The 13,126-nt window shown below is 32.5% G+C and carries 8 protein-coding genes; 3 read left to right on the forward strand and 5 right to left on the reverse strand.

Going from position 1 to position 13,126, the window contains the following annotated elements; genetic code table 11:
- Positions 1-231 precede the first annotated feature (231 nt).
- The 3 genes from Q0772_RS11980 to Q0772_RS11990 form a co-directional block, all read right to left on the reverse strand.
- The gene (locus Q0772_RS11980; protein ID WP_298344974.1) at positions 232-2,787 is read right to left on the reverse strand and encodes an adenosylcobalamin-dependent ribonucleoside-diphosphate reductase; all 2,556 of its coding nucleotides are present in this window, start codon (positions 2,785-2,787) and stop codon (positions 232-234) included.
- A gap of 193 nt (positions 2,788-2,980) precedes the next feature.
- Positions 2,981-3,940, reverse strand: a complete 960-nt coding sequence (locus Q0772_RS11985; RefSeq protein ID WP_298344976.1) for a DUF3078 domain-containing protein — start codon at positions 3,938-3,940, stop codon at positions 2,981-2,983.
- 166 nt (positions 3,941-4,106) lie between these two features.
- Entirely contained in the window at positions 4,107-5,288 is a 1,182-nt protein-coding gene (locus Q0772_RS11990) for an AIR synthase related protein (protein ID WP_298344979.1), read from the reverse strand.
- Between the two features lie 234 nt (positions 5,289-5,522).
- On the opposite strand from Q0772_RS11990, the gene Q0772_RS11995 reads away from it, so the two are divergent.
- Positions 5,523-6,269 carry a hypothetical protein gene (locus Q0772_RS11995; protein WP_298344982.1) on the forward strand — a complete coding sequence of 249 codons (747 nt, stop codon included), beginning with the start codon at positions 5,523-5,525 and terminating at the stop codon, positions 6,267-6,269.
- 267 nt (positions 6,270-6,536) lie between these two features.
- On the opposite strand, the gene Q0772_RS12000 is transcribed toward Q0772_RS11995, so the two are convergent.
- Entirely contained in the window at positions 6,537-8,723 is a 2,187-nt protein-coding gene (locus Q0772_RS12000; RefSeq protein ID WP_298344985.1) for a glutamine synthetase III, read from the reverse strand.
- Positions 8,724-8,994: 271 nt separating this feature from the next.
- Here Q0772_RS12000 and Q0772_RS12005 point away from each other — a divergent pair, with 271 nt between their 5' ends.
- The gene (locus tag Q0772_RS12005; protein WP_298344988.1) at positions 8,995-10,017 is read left to right on the forward strand and encodes a glutamine synthetase beta-grasp domain-containing protein; all 1,023 of its coding nucleotides are present in this window, start codon (positions 8,995-8,997) and stop codon (positions 10,015-10,017) included.
- Positions 10,018-10,486: 469 nt separating this feature from the next.
- Positions 10,487-12,064, forward strand: a complete 1,578-nt coding sequence (locus tag Q0772_RS12010; RefSeq protein WP_298344991.1) for a hypothetical protein — start codon at positions 10,487-10,489, stop codon at positions 12,062-12,064.
- 61 nt (positions 12,065-12,125) lie between these two features.
- Here the strand turns inward: Q0772_RS12010 and Q0772_RS12015 are convergent, their stop codons facing one another.
- Entirely contained in the window at positions 12,126-13,076 is a 951-nt protein-coding gene (locus tag Q0772_RS12015) for a calcium/sodium antiporter (protein WP_298344993.1), read from the reverse strand.
- Positions 13,077-13,126 lie beyond the last annotated feature (50 nt).

Raw genomic sequence — 13,126 nt, forward strand, 5'->3', positions numbered from 1 at the left:
CATACTCATCATCAAACTCTTGCTTATTTTTTCGCTTTGGCATTTTCTGAGTGAAACACATGCAAAACGAAAACTCATTTTCTATAAAAAACTTGGGGTGTCAATGATAAAACTATTCTCTCTTGTTTTTGTTATCGATGCTGTATTCTCACTTCCTTTTCTTGTAATCTTGAAAGAGTTTGTTTAAACAAAAAAGGAAGTTAATAACCTCCTTTTTATTTAAAACATGATTTAACCGCACTTAGAAGAACCACAATCTTTACAAGTTAAACAGCCTTCTTGATAAATTAAATTTTCAGATTCACAATTAGTACAAGTTTGCCCTTTTGCTTTTGTACCGTCTGCTACATAACGCTTTAGTGCTCTACCCACTCCATTTTTCCATGTATTTATTGATTCGCTATCTAATTGTAAACTATTTATTAAATCTACAATTTTATCAATAGGCATATCATGACGCAGTGTACTTGAAATGAGTTTTGCATAATTCCAAAACTCTGGATTAAACTTATGCGACAAGCCTTCAATCGTGGTTTTATAACCTCTTGTGTTCTTGTATTGAAAATCGTAGCGCGAACTTCCATCTTCATTTCTATTTTTTATTATAAGACCTTTGTTTACCCATCTAGGAATTAAAATTCCATCTTCATCATCCGCTAAACCTGTAAATATCTCATAAGGCTTATCATTAATTAAACCAATAAAGGCAATCCATTTTTCTTTGCTATTTTGAAAACGAACCACATCAGCTTCTAATGTTTGAGGTCGTTTCTTTGGAAATCCAGCCTCATTTTTTTCTTCCTTTTCTTCTTTCTTGTCATCATTAGAAATAAGCACTCCAGAACGGGAACCATCTCTATAAACTGTAACACCCTTACAGCCTACCTCCCAAGCTTTCAAATAGAGTTCGCCTACCAAATCTTCAGTAACATCATTTGGTAAATTAATAGTAACACTTATGGAATGATCTACCCATTTCTGGATAGCACCTTGCATACTCACTTTACTCAACCAATCTACGTCATTAGAAGTCGCTTTGTAATAAGGCGATTTTTTAATTAACATATTAATTTCTTCTTGTGAAAAGTTTTTTGATGTATCAATACCGTTAACTTCCATCCATTGTTTAAACCTATGATGGAATACTACATATTCTTCCCATGAATCACCAACCTCATCAACAAAATCAACACGTACCTCTTTATCATTGGGGTTTACTTTTCTTCTACGCTTATAAACTGGCATAAAAACGGGTTCTATTCCAGAAGTGGTCTGTGTCATCAAACTCGTTGTACCAGTAGGCGCAATAGTTAACAATGCAATATTTCGTCTTCCATACTCTAACATTTCGTAGTATAATTGACTATCAGCTTCTTTCAATCTTTGAATAAACGGATTATTTTTTTCACGTTCTGCATCAAAAATTGAAAATGCACCTCGTTCTTTGGCTAAATGTACCGACGCACGATATGCTTCAACAGCAATGGTTTTATGAACTTCTAAAGAAAATGCATTTCCTTTTTTACTTCCGTACTGAATACCTAGTGCAGCTAACATATCACCTTCAGCTGTGATACCTACTCCTGTTCTTCTGCCTTCTTCTGCTTTGCGCTGTATATTTAACCACAAGTTGCGCTCTGTAGCTTTAACTTCGTCAGTTTCTGGGTCTTCATCAATTTTCTTTAAAATTTTATCAATCTTTTCAAGTTCTAAATCGATAATATCATCCATTATACGTTGCGCATAAGCCACGTGTTTTTTAAACAAATCGAAGTTAAATTTAGCATGCGATGTAAACGGATTTTCTACATAAGAAAATAAATTAATCGCCAATAATCTACAAGAATCGTAAGGACATAATGGAATCTCTCCACATGGATTAGTAGAAACTGTTTTATAACCTAAATCTGCATAACAATCAGGAACCGATTCATTGATTATAGTGTCCCAGAACAAAATTCCAGGTTCTGCAGATTTCCATGCGTTATGCACTATTTTTTTCCATAGCCCATTTGCATCAACAGATTTAGACACTTTAGGGTTCTCACTAAAAATAGGATATTTTTGAGTGTAATCAGTACCATTTTTTACAGCCTTCATGAAACTGTCGTCAATCCTAACCGAGACATTCGCACCAGTAACTTTTCCTTGTTCTAATTTTGCATTAATAAAATCTTCTGAGTCTGGATGATTAATAGAAACTGAAAGCATCAATGCACCGCGCCTGCCATCTTGAGCAACCTCTCTTGTAGAATTAGAGTAACGCTCCATAAAAGGCACCAAACCTGTTGATGTTAGCGCTGAATTTTTAACTGCAGAACCTTTAGGGCGCACATGTGACAAATCATGACCAACACCACCTCTGCGCTTCATGAGTTGAACTTGTTCTTGATCAATCTTCATAATACCGCCATAGGAATCTGACGCTCCAGAATTACCAATCACAAAACAATTAGATAAAGAGCCTATTTGATATGGATTACCAATTCCTGCCATGGGGCTTCCTTGAGGCACAATGTATTTAAAGTTTTTTATTAAATCGAAAATTTCATCTTCGCTTAACGGGTTGTTATATTTTATTTCAATCCTAGCAATTTCTTTAGCAATACGCTTATGCATATCGTTAGGTGTTTGTTCATAAATATTTCCTTCAGAATCTTTAAGCGCGTATTTATTTAACCATACACGAGCAGCGAGGTCATCATTTTTAAAATATTCTAGCGACGCATTAAAAGCATCATCTTGAGAAAAGGTTTGAGGTGTATTTTGGGCAATATTAGTTTTCATTGATACTTTAGGATTTTAAGTTTAATGGATTTATAAATAAAGGTATAAATAAACCATAAATTTACAACTTAAAACATGATAAAAATCACAAAGTTTACAATAAAAAAATATAATTATTTGATTTTTAATAAATTACAATTTTGTCAACATAAAAAAGTTAACAAATTTTAAAAAGATTAATAATTGAAGTCTTTTAAAAATCCATAGCAAAACCTACACCTAAAAACTGCTTCCATTGCACTTTAGCTCCAGATTCATCAAACTCACCTTCAACATCTGTTGGTTTTATAATTTTCACATCATCATCATATCGTAAATGCGAACCTAAAGTTGCTCTCACAAATGAGTTTACCTTAAAATCGAAATCTAACCTCCAATCTACATCCACGTTCCCAAAATTATTGATGTAATCTGAATACAAACTTACCTGTTGCCTGAGGTTAATATTTTCCAAAATTTCCATTTCATAACTGTTAGTCAATAACATTCCAAATTCTCTTCTAACACGCTCACCTGGGACAATAATATTTCCATCATCATCTAGAACAGCAGCTTCAACTCCAAAAGAACCAGCATTTGCTAAATCTTCGTCTAAAACAAAAGTGGCTTTTAATGTTATTGGAGAAAAGTAAAACGATAACTCATCAATATTTTTCCCATACTCCATACCTCCACCAAAGAACAAGTAACCTGGTGCTAAAAATCTTGAAATGGGCTCTTCGGTATTTGGATAATTGTAACCATTGGTTAATTGCGTTCTGAAGTTTAATCTTGCAGAATAAAACCAATCTGATGAGCTATTAGGCTTATAACCTAAATTAGAGTTCAGTTCAAATAAATCGTCGGTTTTTCTGAGTTCTCTAGACTCTTGCTTGTTAATACCATATCGGATGGAAGTATTATTTTTCCAATTAAAAAATTTGTCTTTATAATTTATGGAAGATATTAAACCTAATAAGCCAGAAATAGAACTACTTCCTCCAGCATTCCAATTTGTAAAAGATACTTGGTTAATATCAACCGTACCTTTGTTTTTTTGAATCCATTGCGGCCCTGTATATTTTTGTTTCTTTTCTTTTATGAAAAGTGAATCAGGTTGAGCAAAACTTAAATTAAAAAATAGACAAAGAAAGATTATTTGCAGATGTTTCATGGTTATGTTAGGTTATTTTATAAATTTCATTATTCATCAAAAATTGTTCCATTAAGATGAAAAACTAGAATAAAGTTTTAATTAAAACTTTATTTAGATTCCCGTTTTCACGGGAATGACAATTTAAAAAGCAACCTCAAAGCTTTGCTTTAAGGAGTACTTTTTTTTATTTATAACTAAACTCTCCGTACTCTGATTTTATTGTAAGTTTTTTTGTTTCTGAAGCCTCTACTCTACCAATGATTTGGGCATTCACATTAAAAGATTTTGAGATTGCTATAATATTTTCAGCAATTTCTGGAGAGACATATAACTCCATTCTGTGCCCACAATTGAATACTTGATACATTTCCTTCCAATCAGTTTTTGATTGCTCTTGTATCAGTTTAAATAGCGGCGGAATAGGAAACATATTATCTTTTACAATATGAAACTCATCTACAAAATGTAGAATTTTTGTTTGAGCACCTCCAGAACAATGCACCATACCATGGATGTTGTTACTGTTATATTTGGATAGTATATCCTTTATAATTGGCGCATAGGTTCTTGTTGGCGACAACACTAACTTACCAGCATCAATTGGAGAGTCTTCAACAACATCTGTTAATTTTACACCTCCAGAATACACAAGGTCTTCCGGAACAGCAGCATCAAAACTTTCTGGATATTTTTTAGCTAAATATTTACTAAATACATCGTGTCTAGCTGAAGTTAATCCATTACTTCCCATACCACCATTATACTCCTTTTCATAGGATGCCTGCCCAAAACTTTCTAAACCAACAATAACATCACCAGCTTTAATGTTGGCATTATCAATAACATCGCTGCGTTTCATTCTAGCTGTTACAGTAGAATCTACAATAATGGTTCTAACCAAATCACCAACATCAGCAGTTTCACCACCTGTTGAATGTATGGTTACACCAAACGATTTTAAATCTTCAAGTAATTCTTCGGTACCATTTATTATAGCCGAAAGCACCTCTCCTGGAATTAAACTTTTATTTCTTCCGATAGTAGAAGACAGCATAATATTATCTGTAGCTCCAACACACAACAAGTCGTCTATATTCATTATAAGTGCGTCTTGCGCAATACCTTTCCAAACAGAAACATCACCTGTTTCTTTCCAGTACATGTAGGCTAAGGATGATTTTGTTCCCGCGCCATCAGCATGCATAATCAAGCAATAATCATCATCATTGGTTAAATAATCAGGGACTATTTTGCAAAATGCTTTAGGAAACAAGCCTTTATCTATGTTTTTTATAGCATTGTGTACATCCTCTTTTGATGCAGAAACACCTCGTTGTGCATAACGTTTTGAAACTTCTTGACTCATAGTATTATAATGTGATGCAAAGAAAAGGAATATTTTAAAAAATAATTGATTTTATTGAAAATATGAAATGAGTTTTATTAACGGGTTTTCACCAAATTTTAATTGGCTGTAAGAGTGCCTTACTTTTCTTGACTTTGTCAGAAAAAAACGATAACTTCGTTTAACGTCGGATATAAGTCATTAAAACGACACATTTCCGTAAAAACATTGGCAGTAATATCGAAAACCCAATCTATGAGAATAATTGTTGTTTTATTTATTTGTATTCTGTTTTCAAATTGTAATGGAAAATCAGATAAACTGAACACGTTTAATGATTTAAAAAATACTGTTTGGATTGATTCACTTTGTAATGAATTTCATTTCAAGGATTCCATTATTTCAAAAAGGCTGTTATATCAAGAAAATTTCTTTCTTGACCCAATTGGAAAATTGAAATCTGATAGTTTAATTAAATTAGAGTTTAACAACGGAAATGATGATATTGAAAAATATTTTCTGGAAAGTAAACAAAATGGGAAATTAGTATTTAAACCTTTAGACGAATACAATGATAATCTGACTTTAATTAATGCTGACTCAATTAAAACAACTGATTTAAAACTTCAAAAATTACATCTAAAAGTAACACCAAATTTTTATTATTCAGGTTTTAGAGAAATCACTATAACAAATGACAAAAAAATCACTTACAGAAAAGAAAGAAATGAAGAGAAATTAGAAACTGCAATCTTTTCTGATTCAACATTTCATCAGTTAGAAACATATTTAAAAATTTTGAAATTCGACGAATATAAAGACAAATATGAATTCTATATTTCTGATGGAGCTGACTATGAATTTAATATAATAACGAATAAGTACTCAAAAACTATTGAATCTACTATGCTACCACCAGAAGGATTGTGGAATTTGATTTCATTTATCGATTTTAAATTACAAACTGAACAAAATACTACTGCCAACAACGTGTATAATTAATTGCTTTGGCAAGTGCTTATTTGGAAAATTCCTTCGGAATTTTCTCGCGTTCGTTTTTGTTTACTAAATTAGTTGCTTAAACACGCAACTAACCATACACAATCACGTTAAACGAACCTCTCAAAAAATTACTATATAATATAATAAACCAAGCTAGCAAACACACTCCGCGTTAGCGATTGTAGTGGTTAGCTTTTGCCGAGGCGTGCATCGAGGCAAAACTAGTAACGTAAAGCGCGACCCATAGGGTAACGCCCAAATTAAAAACTATCTAGTAAACAACATTTCTCGGTACTTCGTTAATGGCCAAATTTCATCATCAACCAATAATTCAAGCTTGTCGGAATGGTAACGGATATCATCAAAAAACGGTTTTACAGAATTGCAATAGGCATATGCTTTTTTTTCTACATCATCAATAGCATTTGCTTTTTTTCTAGCTTCTAGCATTTTGGTAACGTTGGCATTAATACCTTCGATGTGTTTTGAAATAGCCTCTATTAAATTGATTTGTTCTTTGGAAACACTATTGTATTTTTCTTCAAAAATTTCTTTTAAACCTTTAACATTTTCAACCAAAATATTCTGGTATCTAACAGCTGTTGGCACTATGTGGTTTCGGGCTATATCACCCAAAACTCTACTTTCTATTTGAATGTGTTTTATATAAGCTTCAACCTCTATTTCATAGCGAGCTTCGGTTTCAATTTTACTCATCACTTGCATTTCTTCAAACAATGCGATAGTTTCTTTAGATATTCTGGCTTTTAAAGCTTCCGGTGTCGTTTTATTATTGCTTAAACCACGTTTTTTGGCTTCTTTCTCCCATGCCTCTCCATAGCCATTCCCTTCAAATAAAATATCTCTTGAAGATTTTATATACTCTCTAAGTACATTAAAAACCGCTTCGTCTTTCTTTAAATCCTTTTTATTTACTAAAATATCTACTTCCTTCTTAAAGTCTTTTAATTGTTTAGCTACTATTGTATTTAGAACCGTCATAGGGTTTCCACAATTGGCTGTAGAACCAACAGCTCTAAACTCAAACTTATTACCTGTGAAGGCAAAAGGAGATGTTCTGTTTCTATCCGTATTATCTAGCAAAACATCTGGAATTTTACCAACAACGTTTAATTTTAATTCGGTCTTCTCTTTAGGGGACAATTTACCTTTAGTTACACCCTCTAGCTCCTCTAATACTTTAGTAAGTTGCTCACCAATAAATACAGAAATAATTGCGGGTGGAGCTTCATTAGCCCCCAATCTATGGTCGTTACTTGCTGATGCAATAGCGGCTCTTAAAAGTGCTTCGTGCGTGTGTACTGCTTTTATAGTATTTATAAAAAAGGTGAGAAACTGCAGGTTACTCATCGGAGTTTTTCCAGGGGCTAATAAATTAATTCCTGTATCTGTAGATAGAGACCAATTATTATGTTTACCAGAGCCATTTACGCCAGCAAAAGGTTTCTCATGTAGCAATACTTTAAAATTATGTCGTGATGCTACACGTCCCATAATATCCATTAATAAAGCGTTATGATCTACTGCTAAATTAGCTTCTTCAAAAATAGGAGCCACTTCAAATTGGTTAGGAGCCACCTCATTATGTCTTGTTTTTACAGGAATTCCTAAAAGCATACATTCGGTTTCCAATTCTCGCATAAAATTTAAAGCTCTGTTAGGAATTGAGCCAAAATAGTGATCATCTAATTGCTGTCCTTTTGCTGCAGAATGCCCTAAAAGTGTACGTCCTGTTAAAGCAATATCTGGACGACTTGCAGCCATTAATTTATCAATTAAAAAGTACTCTTGTTCCCAACCTAATGAGGAGGTTACTTTTTTTACATTTTTATCAAAATATTTACACACTGCAGTAGCAGCATCATCTACAGCGTGTAGTGCTCTTAACAAAGGGGTTTTGTAATCTAAAGCCTCTCCAGTATATGCCACAAAAATAGTTGGAATACATAACGTTGTACCATAAATAAAAGCCGGTGATGTTGGATCCCAAGCAGTGTAGCCTCTAGCCTCAAAGGTATTTCTAATGCCTCCACTAGGAAAACTAGATGCATCAGGTTCTTGTTGAACCAATTGACTACCACCAAATTTTTCAATAGCCATTCCACCACTTACAGTTTCAAAAAAAGCATCATGCTTTTCAGCTGTGGCACCAGTTAGTGGCTGAAACCAATGCGTGTAATGCGTTACACCTTTTCCTAAAGCCCAATCTTTCATTGAAGAAGCAACTTGGTCTGCTACATTTCTATCAATCTTTTTCCCATATTGAATGGCATTCATTACACCAACAAAAGCATCTTTAGTCAAATAGTGTCGCATTGTATTTTCATTAAATACATTTTTTCCAAATAAATCGGAACGACGCTCTTTCTCTTCAACTAAAACTGGTTTGTTTTTAAGCGATTCTTTTATCGCATGAAATCTTAATATAGACATTCTTATATGGTATTAAAAACAGTTGATTTTGAATTACTAAGCAAAAATAAAAACCTTATACTTTATAACCTTGAAAGTAAAAAATCTTTTGAGATTTTTTCAGTTTTTTTATAAAATAATAGTCTTTTTTTAAAATAAACCTTAAAAAAATAGGGTATAAATAAAAATAACTCACACTTTTACTAAAATACCCCCTATATATTCAAAGTAAAAGCATAAAAAATTATATTTGTGATATTATTATCAATATTACAACTATAAAATATTAATTATGGCAAAAATTAAATTAGAATACCTTTGGTTAGATGGGTACTACCCAACGCAAAACCTAAGAAGTAAAACTAAGGTAGAAGAGCACGAAAACTTTCAAGGTACATTAGAAGAATTAGGAAACTGGTCTTTTGATGGGTCTTCAACTAGACAAGCTGAAGGAGGATCTTCTGATTGTTTATTAAAACCTGTAGCTATTTATCCAGATCCAGATAGAATCAATGGATATTTAGTTATGACTGAAGTTTTAAATGCTGATGGAACGCCACACGTATCAAATGGTAGAGCTACTATTGATGATGATGACAATGATTTCTGGTTTGGTTTCGAGCAAGAGTATTTTATAATGGATACTAAAACGCAATTACCATTAGGTTTCCCTGTTGGTGGTTACCCTGCTCCTCAAGGTATGTATTACTGCTCTGTAGGTGGTAAAAACACACACGGTAGAGATTTAGTAGAAGAGCACGCAGATTTATGTATTGATGCTGGATTAAACTTTGAAGGTATTAACCAAGAGGTGGCTTCAGGACAATGGGAATTCCAATTGTTTGCTAAAGGTGCAAAAAAAGCAGGAGATGAAATATGGATTGCTAGATATTTACTAGACCGTTTAACTGAAAAGTACGGATACTACATCGAGTACCACCCAAAACCATTAGGTAAAGATATGGATTGGAATGGTTCTGGTATGCACGCAAACTTCTCTAACGAAGTTTTAAGAACATGTGGATCTAAAGAAACTTACGAAGCAATTTGTGAAGCTTTCCGTCCTGTTGTAAAAGAGCACATTGCTGTTTATGGTGAGTTTAACGATCAACGTTTAACTGGAGATCATGAAACTGCTGCTATCACAGATTTCTCTTATGGAGTATCAGATAGAGGCGCTTCAATTCGTATTCCTATTATTACTGTAGAGAAAGGTTGGAAAGGTTGGTTAGAAGATAGAAGACCAGCATCTAACGGAGATCCTTACAAGATTGCAGGTAGAATTATTAAGACTGTTAAATCAGCTAAAATATAATTTAGCAACAGATTTTGTTCATAAACAAAACGCTAGCATTAATTTGTTAGCGTTTTTTTTATGTGTAATAATTTGGGCGTTACCACAAGGGTCGGGCTTTCCGTTATATCTTTTTTAAAACGTCATTGCGAGGAATGAGCGATGTGGCAATCTGTTTATTATTTACTTAAACGCTAATTTACTACTAGTCCATTTTAAAAAAGGATGCCACTACAATCCCTAACGCGGGTGTGCTTGCTGGCTTAGGGGTTTAAACTGTGGTTTTGGGTCTGTTTTGGGAGGTTCGTTTAATGTTTCGTGGATATAAAATCGTTTTAATACTGAAACAAGTTCAGCATATGCACTTTATATCCGACGTTAAACGAAGGTATCAGTTTTTTTCACAAAGCCATTTATACGTTCAATATTATTAAATGAATTCTTACAATTATTTTTTTAGATTTGCACACTCATAAACAAACCAATTATAATGAAAAAACTATTTACATTAATTCTATTGCTATTTGTCACAATGTCTTTTTCACAAGATGTTTCTATTACAAAAAGTGCCATTTTTAAGGACAAGAAAAAAAACTCATATTTATCATTTACGCTTGAAGCAGATGATGGAGGTATAGTAACTATAAGATCATACTATGGAGGTATGCAACAAAAACTTAAAGGCTATTACATTCAATATTTTGATAGCAACCTTAAGGAAGTTAAAACTCTTGATTACGAGGTTAAAAATAAAACTATAAAAAATGCTTTTTTAAAAAACGACAAGCTACATCTCATTGAAATTGAAGAGCTTAAAAAGGAAAAATCTATTGCAATAAATATATCGTCCTCAGAAATTAATAGTTTGAGTTTTTCATCTCAAAACTTACTTAAGTTTTCTGAAGATAACATCAAAGACTATTTTGGAGTATTTATATTTCCCTTTTTTATAAATAATGGTTGGGGGCAAGCTGATGGCAATCATATGGGTGAGGTTATTTTCTCATTAAATAAAAAGTTTTTTGCCATAAATTTTGATATTAAAAATAAGGACAAAGAAACCCATAAAGTATTTGTTTTTAATGATAATTTTGAGCTTGTTTATGACAAACTAATTACTAAAAATATTAAAGACAGGCTATTTGAATATAATAGTTTTGAAGTAGATGATGAAGATGGTACGGTATATTTTCTTGGTAAATCCTTTGAAAAAAATTCAAAAAGAATTAAAAAAGGTGGAAAAGTAAATTACCATTTTGAATTATATAAAGTTAATGCAGAATCTGTTGAAAGCACTAGTTTTAAAACTACTGGAAAATTAATAGAATCTTTACAATTATTAAAAAATGAAGATAGGTTAATTTGTACTGGTTTTTTTGGAAATGATAAAGAACATAAAATCAATGGTGTTTGCATTTATGATTTAAATCCGACTACGCTAGAAATTAACTATAGTAAATTCAATGATTTTTCAGAAAAATTCTTGAGTGACAAATACGGAGATAAAAGCAGAAAAAAGAAACGAAAAAAGGAAAAAGGAATTGATAATATAGAATTTAAAGGTGTTTATTTAATGGGCAATAATGACCTTGTAATAAATGCCGAAGAGTTTTTTATGACGACACATACAATGATGAATGCTAATGGAGGTATGAGAACTTATACAGTATATCACTTTAATGATATTATGACTCTGAGGTTAGATGCTAATGGCGACTTAAAATGGGCAAGAAATATTAATAAAGCTCAAACAGGTTTTACAACTAGTTCTTTTACCACACTACCTGTAAACGAGTCTACTTACTTTTTTATAAACTGCTCAGATAAAATAAAAAAAGTTAGCAAAGACAAAATTTATTTTGGTCAAACATCATCAAAAAAATCTAATCTATATATGATTTCTCTTGATGAAAACGGAAACTATGATTACAAAAAATTAATTGATGATAAAGAGTCAAAAGTTTATTATAAAGTAAATAATGGTATTCCGAATTTAGATAAGAAAACTGTTTTCTTGTTAGGTGAACGAAAGAAAAATGGAAGAATCATTAAACTGAAAGTTGATTAAATTCTTCAAAATCTAAACCATAGCCTCCTATTCTTTTTTTTGAATTAGGAGGTTTTTCTTTTTAAAGCTTCCCATGAGTAAATACCAAAAACATAAACACGCCATAGCCAATTACTAAAAAGAATCCTTTAGCTCTACTAATTTGTAAACGTTTAGGAAGAAAGATTAACGGAATTAGGATTGCTGAAAAACCAAGCATCCAAAAAATATCGCTTGATAATATTTGCGGTTCTGTAACAGGTATTGGTTTTACTAAAGCCGTTAAACCTAGCACCGACGCAATATTAAAAATATTTGAGCCAATTAGGTTTCCTAAGGATATGGCTTTTTCTTGTTTTGCAGCAGCAATAACAGATGCTGCTAGTTCTGGTACACTGGTACCAATGGCAATTAAAGACACTCCAATTACTGCTTCACTCACGCCAACAGAACGTGCTATCTCTTTAGAGCCATCAACCAACCATTCACTACCAAAATAAAGTGATGCTGCTCCAATTAATAGCCATAAACCAATTTTAAAGTTTGAAACCGTTGCTAAGGCATCATCAACTTCTTCTGATACCGTGTCCTTTTTTGCACTTCGAATGAGGTAAACTAAAAATGCTATTAATCCTGTAAATAAAATACCGCCTTCCATGGCTGTTAATACATTATCATTTTTTAAAAAATAATATAATACAATGGAAAACACCATCATCACTGGCCAATTGAGTTTATAAAACGATTTATCTACTGCAATAGAGCCAACCATAGCTGTTATACCCAATACTAAACCAATATTAGCTACATTGGAACCCACCACATTATTAATAGCTATTGCAGGAGAACCCGATAAGGCTGCTTGCAAACTTACCAATAATTCTGGTGCAGAGGTTGCAAAGGATACCACCGTCATACCTATGACCATTTTAGATATATCGAACTTGAATGATAACGCTACTGATGAACGCACCAAATACTCACCTCCTACAACTAATAATGCAAAACCAAGAACAACCCAAAGGATACTCATAAAACTATTTTTCTTGCGAAGATAAATGAAAGTAAAAAAGTGAAAAGTGA

Source organism: uncultured Algibacter sp. (assembly GCF_947490405.1).
In the GTDB taxonomy this organism is placed as follows: Bacteria; Bacteroidota; Bacteroidia; order Flavobacteriales; family Flavobacteriaceae; genus Algibacter_B.